This window comes from Bordetella petrii, assembly GCF_017356245.1.
Classification (GTDB): domain Bacteria; phylum Pseudomonadota; class Gammaproteobacteria; order Burkholderiales; family Burkholderiaceae_B; genus Bordetella_A; species Bordetella_A petrii_D.
In genome coordinates this window covers 577,329-595,793 of sequence record NZ_JAFMZZ010000001.1, presented here as the reverse complement: position 1 = coordinate 595,793, position 18,465 = coordinate 577,329, and the positions used below count along the sequence as shown (strand labels likewise).

The following is an 18,465-nucleotide window of genomic DNA, read 5'->3' as shown; positions in this document are numbered from 1 at the left end:
TGGGGGTAGGCGCGTCGGCGGACAGGAAACCCCGGGGATGGCGGGCGGGGATGTCGGGCAGGAAGCGGGGCCGATGCGTGGGCGGTGGATTCCTAGGATGGAAATTGCTGAAATCGGCTGCTACTATACGCCGCCTTTTCACGCCGATAAACTCGCGTTGTTGTACGGAAGGGACACGTTCGGCCTGGCCGACAACCCGGCCATGGCGGATCGCCATCCATGACTAAAAAGCAGCTTCTTCCCGGCGTTTCCGGGCAGGCTCCGGCCGCCCGGCACGACGCGATGCAGTCCCGCCTCGCGCCCGGCGAAGCCATCCTGGCATGGCTGGAAACCGACCTGGATGCGCACCTGGCCTTTCGGCCGGGGCTGGTCGTCCTGACCGACCGGCGCCTGCTGGCGCGCTCGCCCGACGACGGGCAATGGCGCGACTGGGCCTGCGCGCCCGGGCTGCGCCTGGCCCTGCACGACCATGCCGGCGCCGCGGCGCTCGAACTCTGCGACGGCCCGGTGCGCCTGGCCGCCTGGCGCTTCACTCTGGCCCGCAATGCCGCCGCCCTGCGCCTGCTGGCCGGGTTCGAAGCCCGGCAGGCCGGCCAGCAGGCCGGCGCGCCCGCCTGTTCCACCTGCCACCTGCCGCTGCCGGCGGGGCAGGCCGACTGCCCGGTCTGTGCGCAGGCGCCGGCCCGGCCCCCTTCGACCTGGGCGCTGCTGCGCCTGTGGCGCTTTGCCCGGCCCTATCGCGGCGCGCTGCTGGCCGGCTTCGTCCTGACCCTGTTGGCCACGGCCGCCACGCTGGTGCCGCCGTACCTGACCATGCCCCTGATGGACGACGTGCTGATCCCGTTCCAGAACGGCGCGCCCATCGATTATTCGCTGGTGCGCCTGTACCTGGGCGGCCTGCTGGCCTCGGCGGTGCTGGCATGGGGGCTGGGCTGGGCGCGCACCTACATCCTGGCCTGGGTCAGCGAGCGCATCGGCGCCGACCTGCGCACCAGCACCTACGAACACCTGCAGCAGCTGTCGCTGCAGTACTTCGGCGGCAAGCGCACCGGCGACCTGATTTCGCGCATCGGCAGCGAAACCGACCGCATCTGCATTTTCCTGTCGCTGCACCTGCTCGATTTCGCCACCGACGTCCTGATGATCGCCATGACCGCGGCCATCCTGGTGTCCATCAATCCATGGCTGGCGCTGGTCACGCTGGCGCCGCTGCCGTTCATCGTCTGGATGATCCACGCGGTGCGCGACCGGCTGCGCCACGGCTTCGAAAAGGTCGACCGCATCTGGGCCGACATCACCAATGTGCTGGCCGACACCATTCCGGGCATACGCGTGGTGAAGGCCTTCGCGCAGGAAAAGCGCGAAGTGCAGCGCTTCCGCACGGCCAACAACCGCAACCTGGAAGTCAACGACCGCGTCAACAGCCTGTGGTCGCTGTTTTCGCCCACGGTGACACTGCTGACCGAAATCGGCCTGCTGGTGGTGTGGGTGTTCGGCATCTGGCAGGTGGCCAACAAGCAGATCACGGTGGGCGTGCTGGCGGCCTTCCTGGCGTATATCGGCCGGTTCTATACGCGGCTCGACTCAATGAGCCGCATCGTGTCGGTGACGCAAAAAGCCGCCGCCGGCGCCAAGCGCATTTTCGACATCCTCGACCACGTCTCCAGCGTGCCCGAGCCCGAGGCGCCCGCGCACCTCGAGCGCGTGGCGGGCCGCATCGAACTGCGCAACGTCGCGTTCCGCTACGGCAACCGCTCGGTCATCCAAGGGCTCGACCTGGCCATCGCGCCCGGCGAAATGATCGGCCTGGTGGGCCACAGCGGCTCTGGCAAGAGCACGCTGATCAACCTGATCTGCCGGTTCTACGATGTGTCCGAAGGCGCGATCCTGGTCGACGGCGTGGATATCCGCAACCTGCGCATCGCCGACCACCGCCGCCATATCGGCCTGGTGCTGCAAGAGCCGTTCCTGTTTTTCGGCACCATCGCCGAGAACATCGCCTATGGCCGGCCGCAGGCCACGCGCGCCGAGATCGTGGCCGCGGCCCGCGCGGCCCACGCCCACGAATTCATCCTGCGTCTGCCGCACGGCTACGACTCGCTGGTCGGCGAACGCGGGCAGGCCCTGTCGGGCGGCGAACGCCAGCGCATCTCGATCGCGCGCGCGCTGCTGATCGATCCGCGCATCCTGATCCTGGACGAAGCGACCTCGTCGGTGGACACCACCACCGAAAAGGAAATCCAGAAAGCGCTCGACAACCTGGTGCGCGGACGCACCACCATCGCCATCGCCCACCGCCTGAGTACGCTGCGCCGCGCCGACCGGCTGGTCGTGCTGGACCACGGGCGCGTCGTCGAACAGGGCCGGCACGAGGCGCTGATGGCGCGCCAGGGCGCGTACTATCGCCTGTACCAGGCGCAGGCGCGTTCCGGCGAGGCCGACCTGCGCGACGGCGGCGGCGACGATGGCGACGATGCGCCCCACGACTGAACCCTCCGCGAGCCCGCCATGACGCTTCCCGCTTTCGAGCTGTACCGCAATGCCCTGGGCCGGCTGGTGTATGTGTCCGCGGATGGCCTGGCGCACGAGGGTGTGCAGGCCGTGCGGGCGTTTCCGGTTAGCGCCCCGTCGCAGGGCGTGTCGATCATCAGCGCCGACGGCCACGAACTGGCCTGGTTCGATACCCTGGAAGGTTTGCCGCCGCGCGCGCGCCAGCAGGTCGAAGAAGCGCTGGCCAGCCGCGAATTCATGCCGGAAATCCAGCGCATCCAGGCCGTGTCGGCATTCGCCACGCCGTCGGTGTGGCAGGTGCACACCGACCGCGGCCCTACCGAGTTCACGCTGAAGGGCGAAGAAGACATCCGCCGCCTGGCCGGCCAGATGCTGCTGATTTCAGACAGCCACGGCATCCATTACCTGGTGCGCGACACGGCGGCGCTGGACCGGCACAGCCGCCGCCTGCTCGATCACTTTTTGTAGGGGCGCCGGAACGGCGTGTGGGCTTCGAGTTCGCCCAGGTAGTCGTCCACGGCCTCGGTTTCGCGTTCCAGGAAATCTTCGATCGCCGCCGCGAAACGCTGGTCGGCGATCCAGTGCGCCGACCACGTGGGGGTCGGCAGCAGGCCGCGCGCCATCTTGTGCTCGCCCTGCGCGCCGCCTTCGAAGCACGCCAGTCCGCGCCGGATGCAGTAGTCGATGGACTGCAGGTAGCAGGTCTCGAAGTGCAGGCCCGGCACGAATTCCAGGGCGCCCCAATACCGGCCGTACAGCGTGTCGCCGCCCCGCATGTTCAGCGCGGCCGCGATGGGTTCGCCGTTGCGCACCGCCACGATCAGCACCAGCGCGTCCGGCTGGCCGGCATGCAGGCGCTGGAAGAAATCGGCGCTGAGATAAGGCGGGTTGCCGTGGGCGAAGTAAGTGTGCCGGTAGCAGCGGTAGAAAAACGCCAGTGCTTCGGCATCGATCTGCGCGCCGCTGAGCCAACGGAATTCGACGCCGGCGGCCTGCACCTTCTTGCGGTCCTGGCGGATTTTCTTGCGCTTGTCGTGATTCAGTTCCGCCAGGAAGGCATCCAGGCCGGCGTAGCCGGCATTGCGCCAGTGGAACTGCACGCCTTCGCGCACCAGGTAGCCGGCCTGGCGCAGCGCCGCCAGGTCGTCTTCGCCGGGAAACAGGATATGCAGCGACGATACCTTCAGGCCCTGCGCCAGTTCGATCAGGCCGCGCGCCAGTTCCAGGCGGTCGTCGTGGCTGGCGGCCAGCAGGCGCGGCCCGCCCACCGGGGTGAAGGGCACCGCGGCCAGCAGCTTGGGGTAATAGCGCAGGCCGTGGCGTTCGAAGGCATCGGCCCAGGCATAGTCGAACACATACTCGCCGCGCGAATGTCCTTTCAGGTACAGCGGCACGGCCCCGGCCAGCCGGCCGGCGCGCCGCAGCACCAGGTAGTACGGGGCCCAGCCGGTGTCGGGCGCGGCGCAGCCGGTGTCATGCAGCGCCGCCAGGAACTCATGGCGCACAAACGGCTGCGCGCCCGCCAGCGCGTTCCATTGGCATGCGTCCACCCGGGACAGCGAGGTTTCGATTGCAAGGCGGGCAGGGGGGCTCATGGTGCAATGATAAAGTCTGGGCTGTGCCGCCGCCGCGCCGCCGCCCGATACGCGGCCGGCGCGCGGCGCTTTTCCGTGTCAACAGGCCCCGGGCATGACCGCTACCGCCTTTCCCGATTCCGCACGCCGGCAGGCGCTGGCCGCGCTGGCCGCGCGCGCCTGGCCCGACAAGCTGGCCGCCGTGCGCGCCATCGGCGATGCCGCGCCCATCGACGCCGACGCCCGGCTGGATGCGCCCGCCGGCCTGCCGGGGCGGCCAGACGCCCCGCCACTGGTGCCGCCGGCCCAGGTCAGGCAGCGTTCGGTGCAATCGCCCGAAGGGCGGGCCGCGCTGCTGCACGCGCTGGCGCATATCGAGTTCAACGCGGTCAACCTGGCGCTGGATGCGGTGTGGCGCTATGACGCGATGCCGGCCCAGTACTACCGCGACTGGCTGCAGGTGGCGCGCGAAGAAGCCTATCACTTCGAACTGCTGAATGACCACCTGGGCACCCTGGGCCATGCCTATGGCGATTTCCCGGCCCACAACGGGCTGTGGGAAATGGCCGAGAAAACCCGCGGCGACCTGCTGGCCCGCCTGGCCCTGGTGCCGCGCACGCTCGAGGCGCGCGGGCTGGATGCCTCGCCGCTGATCCGCGACAAGCTGGCCGGCGCGGGCGATGCCGCCGGCGCGGCCATCCTGGACATCATCCTGCGCGACGAGATCGGCCATGTGGCAATCGGCAACCGCTGGTTTCGCCACCTGTGCGCGCAGCGCGGCCTGGATCCGCTGGCGTGCTATGCCGAACTGGCGCGCCGCTACGGCGCCCCGAAGCTGCGCGGCCCGTTCAACCTGGCGGCGCGCCGTCAGGCCGGCTTCGACGACGCCGAGCTGCAGGCCTTGCAGCAACCCTAGGCCGCGCGCGGTTACAGCGCGATACTACGGGGCGGCGCGGCCGGGCGGCGCGGGTTCGCGCCTGCCTATAGAATCGACGCCATGATCTCCCGATACTCTCTTTCCCTGTTGTGCCTGGCCATGCTGGCGGGCGGCGTGCGCGCCGCGCCGGCCTCCGATGCGGCCGCCGGCGCCGCTTCCGCCGACCCCGCCGCATACGCCAGCTGCCTGGCGCAGTTGCGCGGCCAGGCGGCCGGGCAGGGCGTGTCCGCCGGCACGTTCGACACCTATACCCGGGGCCTGGCGCCCGACATGAGCGTGATCGCCTCGCTGGACGCACAGCCCGAATTCAAGACCCCCATCTGGGACTACCTGGCCGCGCTGGTCGATGACGAGCGCATCGCCGACGGCCGGCAGGCCCTGCGGCAGTGGCATGCCGAGCTGGCCCGCGCGCAGGCGCAGTTCGGCGTCGACCCGGCCACGGTCGTGGCGGTATGGGGCGTGGAAAGCAATTTCGGCAAGAAACTGGGCGGGCGGCCGCTGCTGACCTCGCTGTCGACGCTGTCCTGCTTCGGGCGCCGCCAAAGCTATTTCCGCGGCGAGTTTTTCGCCACGCTGAAAATCATCCAGCAAGAGCACGTGCGGCCCGAGCGACTGAACGGCTCGTGGGCCGGCGCCTTCGGCCAGACGCAGTTCATGCCGTCCACTTATTTGCGCCTGGCGGTGGATTTCGACGGCGACGGGCGCCGCGACCTAGTCGACAGCGTGCCCGACGCCCTGGCCTCGACGGCCAATTTCCTGAAACAGGCGGGCTGGAAGCCGGACCTGCCCTGGGGCTTCGAAGTGTCCCTGCCGGCGGGCCTGGACACCAGCAATGCGGGCCGCCGCAACAAGCGCCCCATGTCGGCCTGGGCCGCGCAGGGCGTCAAGCGCGCCGACGGCCGGCCCCTGCCTGCCGGCGATATGCAGGCAGGCCTGCTGCTGCCGGCCGGCCCGCGCGGGCCGGCCTTCCTGGTCACGCGCAATTTCGATGCGGTGTATTCGTACAACGCGGCCGAAAGCTACGCGCTGGCCATCGCGCATTTATCCGACCGGCTGCGCGGCGCCGGCCCGTTCGTGCAGGCCTGGCCCACCGACGATCCGGGCCTGTCGCGGGCCGAACGGCGCGAATTGCAGTCGTTGCTGATCGCGCGCGGATACGATATTGGCGAGCCCGATGGCCTGATCGGGGCGCGCACCCGCGAGGCGCTGCAGGCCGTGCAGCGCGAAGCCGGCTTCACGGCCGATGGCCGGGCGGGGCAGAAGTCCCTGCAATGGCTGCGCCAGAACGCCGCCGACCCGCCCGCCGGCGTCAATGCGCCGCCGGCGCGTTGAACACGTAGGCATCCATCGACAGCACGCCATGACTGATGCCGCCATCCAGCACTTGCACGTCGTACCCTGGCGCTGCGGCGCCGGCGGCAATCAGCAGCGGCAGGTAGTGCTCGGCCGTGGGGTGCGCCCGGCGCGCCTGCGGGGCGGCATCCAGATAGCCTTCCAGGGCCTGGCGGTCGCGCGCGCGCACCGCCGCGCGGGCCCAGTCGGCAAAGGCCCGCACATAAGGCTCATCGGCGCCGTCGCGCTGGCGGAATTCATACAGGTTGTGGGTCAGGCTGCCCGAGCCCACAATCAGCACGCCTTCGCCCGACAGCGGCGCCAGGCTGCGCCCCAGTTCCCAGGCCTGCGCCGGGTCCAGGGTGGCCGGCAGAGACAGTTGCACCACCGGCACGTCGTGCGCGGGAAACATGTGCAGCATGGGCACCCAGGCGCCGTGATCCAGGCCGCGCTCCGCATCCAGCGCCACCGGATGGCCGGCCTGGCCCAGCAGCGCCGCCACGCGCGCCGCCAGGGCGGGGTCGCCGGGGGCGGGGTATTGCAGCGCGTACAGTGGCGCGGGAAAGCCGCCGAAATCATGAATGGTTTGCGGCCGGGCGGCCGCCGTGACGGCCAGGCCGCGGGTCATCCAGTGCGGCGATACGATCAGTACCGCGGCCGGCGCCGGGCGGCGCTGTCCCAGCGCCGCCAGCAGCGGCCCGGCGCGGCCGGGTTCCAGGGCAAAAGTGGGGGCCCCGTGGGATACGAAAAGAGTAGGCTGGGCTTGCATGGCAGAAAATCTCCGTTAGGGCCGGCCCCAGCAGGGCCGGCCGTTCACTAGACTTTAATTGCCTAACGAATCGAGATAAATAGGCCATTTGTGGATATATTGTTCCAGGATGGTGGTTAATATGGACCGATTCGAAGAAATGCGCGTATTCACCGCCGTGGTCGAGGCGGGCAGCTTCGTGAAAGCGGCCGAGGGGCTGCGCATGTCCAAGGCGGGCGTCTCGCGCCACGTGACGGAACTGGAAGCCCGGCTGGGCGTGCGCCTGATGCAGCGGACCACGCGCAGGCAGTCCCTGACCGAAGAAGGGCAGTTGTTCTATGAACGCTGCAAGGTGCTGCTGGCCGAAGTCGAAGACGCCGAAACCGAAGTCAACAGCCGCAGCGGCGAAGTCGGCGGGCTGCTGCGCGTGAACGCGCCGCTGACTTTCGGCGTGCGCCACCTGGCTGGCCTGTGGGCCGCCTTCAAGGCCCAGCATCCCAAGCTGATGCTGGACATCACCCTGGCCGACCGCATGGTCGACCTGGTCGACGAAGGCTACGATGTGGCCGTGCGCATCTCGCAGCTGGCCGATTCCACGCTGGTCAGCCGCCACCTGGCTTCTACGCGCATGGTGCTGTGCGCCAGCCCCGGCTACCTCCGGGCGCGCGGCGAGCCCGCGCACCCCAAAGAGCTGGCCATGCATGCCGCCATCGCCTACAGCTACTGGGCCGGCCGAGACGAATGGCATTTCCACGGCCGAGAGGGCGAGGTCAGCGTGCGCATCCAGCCCGTCATGCGCGCCAACAACGGCGACACCTGCATGGAAGCCGCGCTGGCGCACCTGGGCATCATCCTGCAGCCGACCTTCCTGGTCGGCGACGCCCTGCGGGCCGGCACCCTGGTGGAGCTGCTGCCGCAGTACCGTTGCGCCGAACTGGGCATCTACGCCGTGTATCCCACGCGGCGCCACGTGCCGCCGCGCGTGCGCGCGCTGGTCGATTTCCTGGCCGGCCACTTCGCGCAGCCGCCGTGGCCCGAGTGATCGCAATGGTCCCAGGGATCCCAGGTGTCTGACTCCCGCAGGGTGTCAGGCACCTGGATAAGCTGGCCGATCCTGCGATACGGGTGCTGAGCGGCGGTTCGAATTCAACTATCGCAGTCCCGCGTCGTGCGGGCCAGCGGTGTCGGCGCGTTGGGCGGCGGGGCAGCCTGCGCAGCAGGCCGAGGGCGCCTGGTTGCGCCCGAGCCCGACGCACGTGCGCCGACACCGCTGGCCCGGACGACGTGGGACGGGGCTAGAACGCAAACCCCAAAGCGGAATATCCACAGGTACACGAGGTCAATAGCCAGGAAATCACCGGATCGGCCTTAAGGTAGCGCCATGGGTGTCAGACACCGAAGTGTGCCGCGATTGTCTCAATAGCACGGTGTCTGACACCCTGCGGGAGTCAGACACCTGGCGACCTGGCGATCATTTCCGTTGCGCCGGCTGCGCCGCGCCCTGCAGGTGCCGCAGCATCTGCAGGGCATAGGCGGGCAGGTCTTCGGCGCGCCGCACGCACAGCAGCAGGTTGCGGTTCGCCCATGGCGCATCGAGCGCCACCGCCTTGATGCCGGTGGCGCGCGCGCAGCGCCGCGCCGCGGCGCGCGGCACGATACCGATGCCTATGCCGCCGCCCGCCAGGCGGCAGATGGCGTCGAAGCTGCGCAGCCGCACCCGGTAGTTCAGCGGCGCGCCGGCGCGCCGCGCATGCTGGGCGATGTGGTCCTGCAGGGCGCTGCCTTCGGCCAGGCCGATGAAGTCATGGGCCGCGATCTCGGCCAGCCCCACGCTGGCCGATTGCGCCAGCGCGTGGCCGCGCGCCACCACCAGCACCAGCGGGTCATGGCGGAACGGGTGCGTCTGCAGGCCCTGCAGGTCGGCGGAATCGGCCAGGATGCCGATATCGGCCGCGCCGGCCCGCATGGCGTCGGCGATGTCGGCGCTGAGCCGTTCTTCGACATCCACCGAGATGCGCGGATGGCGGGCCAGGAAGCCGCACAGCGCGTCGGGCAGGTATTCGCTCAGCGCGGCCGTGTTGCACAGCAGCCTGACGTGGCCCCTGATGCCATGACCGTATTGATCCAGTTCGCCATGCATGCGCTCGACCTGCTGAAGCACCGCGCGGGCATGGTGCAGCAGGGTGCGGCCGGCGGCGGTGACGCGCACCCCGTGGCGCTCGCGCACCAGCAGGGGCACGCCCAGGGTGTCTTCCATGCCGCGCACGCGCTCGCTGGCCGAGGCCAGCGTCATGTGCGTGCGTTGCGCGCCGCCGGTAATGGAGCCGGTCTCGTGGATATGCAGAAACAGGCGCAGGTCGGTCAAGTCGAAGCGCATGCATCGAATGCTAGCACGCCAGGGTCAGGAATTACCTGAGCCTGAGTGCGGCACATCCGCATTGGGTCGTGGTCATGAAACAGGCAAGAATAGGGCCGTTATCACTCCAAACATCATTCAGGCCGGGCATGGCTGCCTATGCCTGAGCCAAAATCTGAATACCCATGCACCTGTTCGATTCTCTGCCGGGCCTGGCGCCCGGCCTGCTGGCCGCCGTGGCGGTCGTGTTCCTGCTGGCCGGCCTGGCCAAGGGTGTGGTGGGCATGGGCCTGCCCACCATTTCCATGGCGTTGCTGGCGCTGTTCATGGCGCCGGCGCAGGCGGCCGCCCTGCTGGTGGTGCCTTCGCTGGTCACCAATCTGTGGCAGGCGCGGCCCCTGAGCACGCTGATGCCGCTGCTGCGGCGCATCGGCCCCATGCAGTTGGGGGTTTGCGCCGGCACCCTGGCAGGCGCCGCCGTGTTCGGGGCGCCGGCCGGCGCCTGGGGGGCGGTGGCGCTGGGCGCGGCCTTGCTCGCATACGCGGCCTGGGGGCTGTTCGGCACGCCGCGGGCGCTGCCGCCGCGCAGCGAGGCATGGCTGGGGCCGTGCGTGGGGCTGCTGACCGGCGCCATCACCGCGCTGACGGGCGTGTTCGTCGTGCCGGCCGTGCCGTACCTGCAGTCGCTGGCGCTGGATAAAGACGCGCTGATCCAGGCCATGGGCGTGTCGTTCACGGTGTCCACGGTGGCGCTGGCCGCCGGGCTGTGGCTCAACGGCAGCTATGGCGCGGGCGCGGCGGGGGCTTCGTTCGCGATGCTGGGGCCGGCGCTGCTGGGCATGGCCGCCGGCCAGCGCCTGCGCCGCACGCTTTCGCCGCGCATGTTCCGCCTGTGCTTCATGGCCAGCCTGGCGGCGCTGGGCGCCTACCAGGTCATCGAGGGCCTGGGGTTCTAGCGGTGAAACCCGTATGAGCGCATGATCTGCCCTACCTTGGGGCCCTTCAGGTAGAACAGAAACGAGCGCGCCGCCAGGTTTTCTTTGCCGGTTTCCAGCAAGACCGCTTCCTGGCGGATCGGGTCGTACAGCGAGGTAGGCACGATCCATGCCGAGCCGCGCTCGATACGGCTGTCCTTGTAGATATGCGACAGCGTCACAAAGCCCAGATCGCTGTTGCCGCCCGATAGAAAGCGCCGCGTGTCCGCCGCATTGCGGCGCTCGACCAGCTTGTCGGTGACTTCGCCGCGCAGCCCCAGCCGATCGAGCACCTGCATGGCCGGACGGCCATAGGGCAGCAGGTCGGGGCTGGTGATCGACAGGCGCTGGAACTGATTGTCTTTCAGCACTTCGCCCTGCGCGTCGACATAGCCTTCACGCGGCGACCACAGCGCCAGCACCCGCGTGGCATAGGTGTAGCGCGTGCCGGGCACGGCCTTGCGGGCAGCTTCCAGGCGGGCCGGCAGCACGTCGTTGCCGGCCACGAAGACATCGTAGCGGGCGCCTTGCGAAATCTGGGCATACAGCTGGCTGGTGGGGGCCGCGGAAAGCACGACCACGTTGCCGGTCTTGCGCTGGAAGTCGTCGGCAATCAGGCGGATCGGCGCCGCGACGTTGGCCGCGACAGCCACCTGCACCTGCCCGGCACGGGCCGTTGCGGCGGCCATACAGGCAAGCAATAGCAGGGCTGGAAAGCGGATGCGCGCATTCATCGGCGGTCTCTGGCGCCGCCAGGCAGCGCTCTTTTTCTATATCAGGCGTGTGATTTGATCATATCCACGCGGCCGCGCCCACCCGGCTGAGAAACATAAAATTACATAATAGGATGGCCGCAACGCCGGCCATGGCCGCCATCAGGGCCGCGCGTCGATCGTCACGGCCACGGTGGCGGTTTCACCCGGCCCGACGGCCAGCGCGTCGTCCAGTACGCGCGCCGTTTCCACGCAGACCATGCGCTGCCATTCGTCATCGGCGAAGTCATCCAGCCGCGCCGCCTTGGCCGGGCCGGGATTCCACACTACCGTCGAACGCGAGCCGGTGGCCTGCAGCCGCACCTTGCGGCTCCAGCCCGGGTCGTGCACCGTGACCGGCGCCAGGGTGTCCAGGTAGAGGCGATCGGTTTCGCCGTCGAGCGCCACCGGGCCGGCCTGGCGATGCCGGGTCCAGCCCCGCGCCATGTCCAGGTAGTCGCAGCCCTGCAGGCCATGGATCTCGATGCGCCGGCTGTCGGAAATGGCCAGATAGGTGTGCAGCGCCAGGGCCGTGGTGAAGGGCTGGGCGCCCAGGTTGCGCACCGACAGGGTCAGCGCGATGTCCTGGCCGAAGCGCATGCCCAGGGTCAGCAGGGCATGGTGCCGCCAGCCCGGAGCATGGCCCGGGCCGGCGGTAAAGGTGAATTCCAGCCCGGCGGCGCCGGCCTCGGCGCATTGTCCCGCCAGTTGCCAATCGGCCTGGCGCACCCAGCCATGCGATGCCGCCCCCGGCGGCGCCGCCACGCTGTCGCGCACCGCCTGCGGGTTGCGGTCGTACACCGCGAACCATGGCCAGCACACCGGCACGCCGCCGCGCGCCGGCGCGCCCGGCGCCAGGCGGGCCTGTTCCGAAAGCCATACCAGCGGCCGGCCGCCGGCCGGCGTATAACTGAGCAATTGCGCCCCTTGCCGCGCCACCAGCGCGCTGCCATGCGGCGTGCGCACGCGCCAGCCCGGCAGCTGGCCGATGGTGGTGGATTCGATGTGTGCATCTGTCGTCATGGCCGGTGCCTCGCTGCTTGGCAAGAACTCCCATTATGATGAAAATCCGGGTTTTGGTCCGGGCTGCCTTGCGGGGCTGAGCATCATGCACGATTCAAACAGTATCCAGGTACGACTGATCTCGCCGCAAGATTCGATCGCCGATCTGACGGCGCTGCTGCACAGGGCCTACGCGCGGCTGGCCGCCATGGGGCTGCGCTACGTGGCCACTCACCAGTCCGAAGACGTCACCCGCCAGCGCATCAGCAAGGGCGAATGCTACGTGGCGGTGGCCGATGGCCAGCTGGTGGGCACCATCACTTTCAAGCCCATTGCCAATACCCAGGGCTCGCCCTGGCTGAATCGGCCCGACGTGGCGTCGCTGGCCCAGTTCGGGGTCGATCCGCAATGGCAGTCGCGCGGGCTGGGCGCGCGCCTGATGGCGCTGGCCGAAGCCCGCGCCGCGCAGACGGGCGCATCGGAAATCGCGCTGGACACGGCCGAATCCGCCATGCACCTGATCGGCTGGTATTCCCGGCGCGGCTATCGCTACATCGAACACGTGCAATGGCAGGCCGTGAACTACCGCAGCGTGATCATGAGCCGGCCGGCATGAACCTGTCCGCCGCGTTCGCGCCGATTGCCGTTCGCCGGTTATTCTGTAGGCAATCAAGGTAAATACACATCATGACGCCCGCCATTCCGCCGGTTTCGACCCTGGATCCCTACGACGGCAACGAAATCCTGCCGCTCTACACCACCACCGTGACGTTGACCGGGGGCGCCTCCGGCCATGGCCGGGCCTCGGGCCATGCGCGCTCGGACGACGGCGCGCTGGATATTTCACTGCGGCTGCCGACGGCGCTCGGCGGCGAGGGCGGCGGCACGAACCCCGAACAATTGTTCGCGGCCGGCTATGCCGCGTGTTTCCACGGCGCCCTGGTGCTCATCGCCATCAAGCACGGCGTCACGCTGCCCAAAGACTTCGCCCTTTACTGCACGGTATCGTTCGCGCGCGACCCGACCGACGGGCGGTTCTGCATCACGGCCGACCTGGAAGTTTCCCTGCCGGGGCTCGACTCCGACACGGCCAAAGAGCTCGTCGAAGAAACCGAATTGATGTGCCCGTATTCCAAGATGGTGTACCTGGGCATCACGTCATCGACGCGCCTGCGGTAGCGTCGGTCCGGCGCGCTTACGCCGGCGCCGGCGCCGGCCGGGCCGCGGCCCGTATCCTGGCCAGCAGTTCCTGAACCGCGGCGGACGGCACCAGTTCCTGCCGCCAGTACATCGTCAGCGTGCTGCGCGTGTGCAGCGCCACGGGCAGCGGTGTCAACACCCGGGTGCCGTCCGGCAGGTCGATGGCGCGCTCGGCCACCACCGCGATCATGTCGCTGTCGGCGGCCAGCGCGATCGTCGCCAGCACCGAGTTCGAGTTCACCACATCGCGGGGCACGGCCAGCCCCGCTTCGGCCAGGGCATCTTCCAGCACATAGCGCGCGGGAATATCGCGGGTCCACACAATCCAGCGAAACGACAACAGGTCGGCGAGCGACACATCGGGCTTGCGCGTCAGCGGATGGTCCGCGCGCACGGCGAAACGCAGGCGTTCTTCGTACAGCGGCTCGGAACAGATCTCGGGGTGCTGGTAGTGCGGCGCAGCCCGTCCCACCGCGATGTCCAGCTCACGCTGCAGCAATTGGATGAACAGCCCGTCCATGGGCGCTTCGCGGATTTCGATGGAAGCGCTGGGCATTTCCCGCAGCAGCGACTGGATGGCTTGCGGCACCACACTGGCAATGGCCGCGCCCGAGGCGCCCACCACGGCGCGGCCCGCGCTGCCCTGCCGCAGGGCGGCCATTTCGTCGCGGGCGCGGTCCAGCTCGCCGTTGATGCGCAGCGCAAAGGCCTTCAGGGTCTTGCCGTACGCCGTCAGCCGCAGCCCCCGGGCATGCCGTTCGAACAGGGGCAGGCCAAGGTCGGTCTCGAACTCTTTCAGCCATTTGGACAAGGCAGGCTGCGTGACATGAAGCTGCTCGGCCGAATGGCTGATGTTCTGCGTGTCGGCCAGGCTGAGCAAGACCTGAAGCTGCCTCAGCCGCAGCCTGTGCGTCCAATCCATGAAAACTCCAGCTATGTTGGGTTGGTTATATATTAGAGCAAAGAGTCATTTGTCCATTTATGTCTCCCAGCGCAGTATCCAGGCTTCGAACAAAGCCGGCCGCACCGGCGCAAAGGGAGACGAATCATGATGCTGAGCCGCCTGACGGCGCTGTTGCTGCTGAGCGCGGCGGCCTGGTCCGCGCACGCCAAAGACGCCGCGGCCGCCGCGGACTATCCGGCCAAGCCGATCCGCCTGATCGTGGGCTATTCGCCGGGCGGGTCCAACGACGTCATTGCCCGCCTGGTCGCCAAGCGCCTGCAGGACAGCATGGGCCAGCCCGTGGTGGTCGAGAACCGGCCCAGCACCGGCGCCATCGTGGGGGCGGTGGTCACGGCGCGCGCCGAGCCCGACGGCTACACGCTGATGATCGGCGCCAGCGGGCCCATCGCCATCAATCCGGCGGTCTATAAAAAGCTGCCGTATTCGCCGCAAGACTTCGTGCCCGTTTCGCTGATCGCGACCTTTCCCCTGGTGCTGACGGTCAAGCACGACAGCGGCATCCGCGGCCTGCAAGACCTGGTCGCCTACACCCGCAAGTATCCCGAGCGTTCCAATTACAGCTCCAGTTCCAGCACGTTCCAGATGGCCACCGAGCAGCTCAAGGAGCAGACCGGCATACAGGCCCAGCATGTGCCCTACAAGGGCAGCAACGATTCCATGCTGGCGGTGGCTTCCGGCGAAGTCACCTTCAGCATGCTGGACCCCGGCCCGGCGGCGGGCGCCCTGAAGGGCGGGCTGATACGCGGCCTGGCGGTCACTTCGGCTGAACGCATGCCGGCCTATCCCGGCCTGCCCACCCTGAAAGAGCAGGGCGTGGACCTGGAAATCGGTTTCTGGATCGGGTTGTTCGCTCCCAAGGGCACGCCTGCGGCGATCGTGCAGCGCCTGGAGCAGGAAGTCGCCAAGGCCGTCGGCCAGCCCGACGCCGCCAAAGAAATGACGCGCCTGGGGCTCACGCCCACGGTCAATACCTCGAGCGAGTTCACGCGCCAGATCGATCGCGAAATCAAGGCCTGGACGCAACTGGCCAGGCAGAAAAACATCGTGGTGGAGTAGGCAATGACGGCAACCAAGGCATCCGGCGCCGGCTATCGGGCGCCCGGGCTGTATATCGGCGACCGGTGGCGCGCGGGCGGGGCCGCGACGCATACCGCGGTGGTGAATCCGGCCACCGGGGCCACCCTGGACCAGCTGCGGCATGCCTCGGCCGCCGATCTGGACGATGCGTTGCAGGCCGCCCAGGCGGGGTTCGAGACCTGGCGCAACACCCCGGCCGCCGCGCGGCAGGATCTGCTGCTGCGCGGCGTGGCGCTGCTGCGCGGCCGCGCGGCCGACATCGCGCGCTGCCTGACGCTGGAGCAGGGCAAGCCGCTGGCGCAGTCGCTGGGCGAAGTGAAAGTGGCGGCCGACATGGTGCAGTGGTATGCCGAGCAGGCGCGCCGCATCCAGGGCCGCCTGGTGCCCGGGGATGCGGCCGGCGTGGACTACGAAGTGCGCAAGGCGCCCGTCGGTCCCTGCCTGCTGCTGTCGCCGTGGAACGTGCCGGTGATCCTGGCCGCGCGCAAGATCGGCGGCGCGCTGGCCGCGGGCTGTTCGTGCATCGTCAAGCCGCCCGAGGAAACGCCCGCGGCGGTGGCCATGATGGTGGCCTGCTTCGTCGAGGCGGGGCTGCCGCCCGGGGTGCTGAACCTGGTCTTCGGCGTGCCCGACGCCGTATCGCGGCACTTGATCGCTTCCGACACCATCAAGAAAGTGTCCTTCACCGGATCGGTCGCCGTGGGCAGGCTGCTGGCCGGCCTGGCCGCGCCGGGCCTGAAACGCCTGACGCTGGAACTGGGCGGGCATTCGCCGGTTGTCGTGTTCGACGACGTGGACGTCGAGGACTGCGTGGCCCGGCTGGTGGCGGCCAAGTTCCGCAACGCCGGCCAGTTGTGCCATGCGCCGACCCGCTTCTTTGTGCAGCGGCGCATCTATGCCGACTTCGTCGACCGGTTCGCGCGCGCGGCCGCCAGCCTGAAGCAGGGCGACGGCCTGCTGCCGCAAACCGAGATCGGCCCCCTGGCCAATGCGCGCCGCCAGCGGGCCATGGCCGAGCTGGTGGCCAGCACGGCCCGGGCGGCCACGCTGGTCACCGGCGGCGGCCATGGCATCGAGCAGGGCTGCTTCTTCCAGCCCACCGTATTCGCCGATGTGCAGCCCGATGCCGAGGCCATGGTCAACGAACCCTTCGGCCCCGTCGCGTTGTTCCGGGCCTTCGACGATCCGGCGTCGGCGCTGGCCCAGGCCAACGCCACCCGCTACGGGCTGGGCGCCTATGTCTTCACCGATTCGGCGCGCCTGCAGCGCCAGATGATCGACGGCCTGAACGTGGGCGCCATTGCTGTAAACAGCACCGTGGTCAGCGTGGCCGAGGCGCCGTTCGGCGGCGTGGGCGACAGCGGCTACGGCTACGAGAGCGGCGAAGAAGGCCTCGAAGGCTATCTGCATACCAAGTTTGTCAATCGAAACTCGCAACCATGAACACCAGCCATACCCGCACGCCTACTGTCCGCGAGGCCGTCTACGAGGTGATGCGCGCCTTCGGCGCCAGCAAGATCTTCGGCAATCCCGGCTCGACGGAGCTGCCGATGTTTCGTGATTTCCCGGCCGACTTCGAATACGTGCTGGGCCTGCAGGAAGCCGCCGTGGTCGGCATGGCCGACGGCTATGCCGTGGCCAGCGGCAAGGTGGCTTTCGTCAACCTGCATTCGGCGGCCGGCGTCGGCAACGGCATGGGCAACATCTACACCGCCTTCAAGAACCGCACGCCCCTGGTGATCATCGCGGGCCAGCAAAGCCGCGCGATACTGCCGTTCGATCCGTACCTGGCGTCCGAGCGCGCCGCCGAACTGCCTCAGCCATACGTCAAGTGGAGCATCGAACCGGCGCGCGCCGCGGACGTGCCGTTCGCCGTGGCCACCGCGTGCCGGCGCGCCCTGCAGGCGCCCTGCGGGCCCGTGCTGGTGTCGGTGCCGGCCGATGACTGGGACCAGCCGGCCGCCGGCTTCGTCCCGCCCCGCATGGCCGGCGCCCGGGTCGGGCCCGATCCGGACGCCATCGCCGGGTTCGGCCTGCAACTGGCCCGGTGCGCCAGGCCGGCCTTCGTGGTGGGCGCCGAAGTCGACCGCGATGGCGCCTGGGCGGACGTGGTCGCCCTGGCCGAGCGGCATCAGGCCGGCGTCTATACCGCGCCCATGACCGCGCGCGGCGCTTTTCCCGAAGATCATCCCCTGTTCATGGGCTTCCTGCCCGCGGCGCGCGAACCGATCGCCAAGCAGCTGGCCGGCCATGATCTTATTCTGGCCATCGGGGCGCCGGTGTTCACATACCACATCGAGGGCGAGGGCCCGCACGTGCCAGAAGGCGCGGCGCTGCTGCAGCTGACCGAGGACATGGCCAGCGCCGCGCGCCTGCCCGTGGGCGAGGCTGTGGTGGGCAGCGTGCAGCTGTCGGTGCGCGCGCTGCTGGCCGCCGCGCGGGACGTCCCCGCGCGCCAGCCGCCGCCGGCGCGGCCGCGGGCGGCGCGGATCGAGCCCGGCAGCCCGCTGAGCGTTCCCTATGTGCTGCAGACGCTGGCCGATCTGCGCGACCCGGCCAGCGTCATCGTCGAAGAAGCGCCCACGGCCAGGGTGGTCATGCATGCGCACCTGCCCATGTTGCGTCCGGCGTCGTTCTACACCATGGCCAGCGGCGGGCTCGGATACGGCATCGCCGCCGCCGTGGGCATCGCGGCGGCGCGGCCCCGGGACCGCGTCGTGGCCGTGATCGGCGACGGCTCGGCCATGTACTCGATCCAGGCCCTGTGGACGGCCGTCCAGCTGCGGCTGGACGTCACCTTTCTTATCCTGAACAACCGCCGCTACGCGGCCATGGTGCGGTTCGCCGGCGTGCTGGGTTTCGACCGGGGCGCGCAGTTGCCGGGCACCGACATCGACGGCATCGATTTCGTGGCGCTGGCCCAGGGCCTGGGATGCGCGGCAAGCCGGGTCGAGGAGCCCGGCGAGCTCGCGCCGGCGTTGCAGCACGCGCTGCATTCCAACGGGCCGCATCTGCTTGAACTGATGGTTGCCTGAGAC

The 18,465-nt window shown here is 69.1% G+C and carries 18 protein-coding genes; 12 read left to right on the top strand and 6 right to left on the bottom strand.

Annotated features, from left to right (window positions below; all coding sequences use genetic code 11):
- The first annotated feature begins 97 nt into the window (after nt 1–97).
- From J2P76_RS23730 to J2P76_RS02860, 3 genes are read left to right on the top strand one after another with little or no spacing between them, the layout of a single operon-like run.
- Complete coding sequence (locus J2P76_RS23730) at nt 98–223, top strand: hypothetical protein (RefSeq protein ID WP_278253082.1); 126 nt, start codon at nt 98–100, stop codon at nt 221–223.
- Nucleotides 220–2,490 carry an ABC transporter ATP-binding protein gene (locus tag J2P76_RS02865; RefSeq protein ID WP_207404338.1) on the top strand — a complete coding sequence of 757 codons (2,271 nt, stop codon included), beginning with the start codon at nt 220–222 and terminating at the stop codon, nt 2,488–2,490. Before J2P76_RS23730 ends, J2P76_RS02865 begins: the two co-directional genes overlap by 4 nt.
- A gap of 18 nt (nt 2,491–2,508) precedes the next feature.
- A complete protein-coding gene (locus J2P76_RS02860) occupies nt 2,509–2,979 on the top strand; it encodes a DUF1854 domain-containing protein (protein WP_207404336.1) in 471 nt (156 codons plus the stop codon).
- On the opposite strand, the gene J2P76_RS02855 is transcribed toward J2P76_RS02860, so the two are convergent.
- Nucleotides 2,967–4,106 (bottom strand): GNAT family N-acetyltransferase, encoded by a 1,140-nt coding sequence (locus tag J2P76_RS02855; protein WP_207404335.1) that lies wholly within the window; start codon nt 4,104–4,106, stop codon nt 2,967–2,969. The two genes, J2P76_RS02860 and J2P76_RS02855, sit on opposite strands and share 13 nt — an antisense overlap.
- A 94-nt stretch (nt 4,107–4,200) precedes the next feature.
- Here J2P76_RS02855 and J2P76_RS02850 point away from each other — a divergent pair, with 94 nt between their 5' ends.
- Together J2P76_RS02850 and J2P76_RS02845 are read left to right on the top strand one after the other, a co-directional pair.
- The gene (locus J2P76_RS02850; RefSeq protein ID WP_207404334.1) at nt 4,201–5,001 is read left to right on the top strand and encodes a ferritin-like domain-containing protein; all 801 of its coding nucleotides are present in this window, start codon (nt 4,201–4,203) and stop codon (nt 4,999–5,001) included.
- Nucleotides 5,002–5,082: 81 nt separating this feature from the next.
- The gene (locus J2P76_RS02845; protein ID WP_207404333.1) at nt 5,083–6,354 is read left to right on the top strand and encodes a lytic murein transglycosylase; all 1,272 of its coding nucleotides are present in this window, start codon (nt 5,083–5,085) and stop codon (nt 6,352–6,354) included.
- On the opposite strand, the gene J2P76_RS02840 is transcribed toward J2P76_RS02845, so the two are convergent.
- Nucleotides 6,332–7,123, bottom strand: a complete 792-nt coding sequence (locus J2P76_RS02840) for a dioxygenase family protein (RefSeq protein ID WP_207404332.1) — start codon at nt 7,121–7,123, stop codon at nt 6,332–6,334. The two genes, J2P76_RS02845 and J2P76_RS02840, sit on opposite strands and share 23 nt — an antisense overlap.
- Nucleotides 7,124–7,244: 121 nt before the next feature.
- Between J2P76_RS02840 and J2P76_RS02835 the strand changes: the two genes are divergently transcribed.
- The gene (locus J2P76_RS02835; RefSeq protein ID WP_207404331.1) at nt 7,245–8,144 is read left to right on the top strand and encodes a LysR family transcriptional regulator; all 900 of its coding nucleotides are present in this window, start codon (nt 7,245–7,247) and stop codon (nt 8,142–8,144) included.
- Nucleotides 8,145–8,573: 429 nt separating this feature from the next.
- On the opposite strand, the gene J2P76_RS02830 is transcribed toward J2P76_RS02835, so the two are convergent.
- Nucleotides 8,574–9,479 carry a LysR substrate-binding domain-containing protein gene (locus J2P76_RS02830; protein WP_207404330.1) on the bottom strand — a complete coding sequence of 302 codons (906 nt, stop codon included), beginning with the start codon at nt 9,477–9,479 and terminating at the stop codon, nt 8,574–8,576.
- 164 nt (nt 9,480–9,643) lie between these two features.
- Between J2P76_RS02830 and J2P76_RS02825 the strand changes: the two genes are divergently transcribed.
- Nucleotides 9,644–10,414 carry a sulfite exporter TauE/SafE family protein gene (locus J2P76_RS02825; RefSeq protein ID WP_207404329.1) on the top strand — a complete coding sequence of 257 codons (771 nt, stop codon included), beginning with the start codon at nt 9,644–9,646 and terminating at the stop codon, nt 10,412–10,414.
- Here J2P76_RS02825 and modA read toward each other — a convergent pair.
- Nucleotides 10,411–11,166, bottom strand: a complete 756-nt coding sequence (gene modA / locus J2P76_RS02820) for a molybdate ABC transporter substrate-binding protein (protein ID WP_207404328.1) — start codon at nt 11,164–11,166, stop codon at nt 10,411–10,413. The two genes, J2P76_RS02825 and modA, sit on opposite strands and share 4 nt — an antisense overlap.
- Nucleotides 11,167–11,307: 141 nt before the next feature.
- Complete coding sequence (locus J2P76_RS02815) at nt 11,308–12,207, bottom strand: D-hexose-6-phosphate mutarotase (protein ID WP_207404327.1); 900 nt, start codon at nt 12,205–12,207, stop codon at nt 11,308–11,310.
- Nucleotides 12,208–12,292: 85 nt separating this feature from the next.
- On the opposite strand from J2P76_RS02815, the gene J2P76_RS02810 reads away from it, so the two are divergent.
- Nucleotides 12,293–12,802, top strand: coding sequence for a GNAT family N-acetyltransferase (locus tag J2P76_RS02810; RefSeq protein WP_207404325.1), 510 nt, complete (start codon nt 12,293–12,295; stop codon nt 12,800–12,802).
- A gap of 71 nt (nt 12,803–12,873) precedes the next feature.
- A complete protein-coding gene (locus tag J2P76_RS02805) occupies nt 12,874–13,365 on the top strand; it encodes an Ohr family peroxiredoxin (protein ID WP_207404324.1) in 492 nt (163 codons plus the stop codon).
- 16 nt (nt 13,366–13,381) lie between these two features.
- Here the strand turns inward: J2P76_RS02805 and J2P76_RS02800 are convergent, their stop codons facing one another.
- A complete protein-coding gene (locus J2P76_RS02800) occupies nt 13,382–14,308 on the bottom strand; it encodes a LysR family transcriptional regulator (protein ID WP_207404323.1) in 927 nt (308 codons plus the stop codon).
- Between the two features lie 126 nt (nt 14,309–14,434).
- Here J2P76_RS02800 and J2P76_RS02795 point away from each other — a divergent pair, with 126 nt between their 5' ends.
- The 3 genes from J2P76_RS02795 to mdlC are packed head-to-tail and all read left to right on the top strand — an operon-like array spanning nt 14,435 to nt 18,462.
- Complete coding sequence (locus J2P76_RS02795) at nt 14,435–15,406, top strand: Bug family tripartite tricarboxylate transporter substrate binding protein (RefSeq protein WP_207404321.1); 972 nt, start codon at nt 14,435–14,437, stop codon at nt 15,404–15,406.
- A gap of 3 nt (nt 15,407–15,409) precedes the next feature.
- Entirely contained in the window at nt 15,410–16,870 is a 1,461-nt protein-coding gene (locus J2P76_RS02790; RefSeq protein WP_207404320.1) for an NAD-dependent succinate-semialdehyde dehydrogenase, read from the top strand.
- Complete coding sequence (gene mdlC / locus J2P76_RS02785) at nt 16,867–18,462, top strand: benzoylformate decarboxylase (protein WP_207404319.1); 1,596 nt, start codon at nt 16,867–16,869, stop codon at nt 18,460–18,462. Before J2P76_RS02790 ends, mdlC begins: the two co-directional genes overlap by 4 nt.
- The last annotated feature ends 3 nt before the right edge of the window (nt 18,463–18,465 follow it).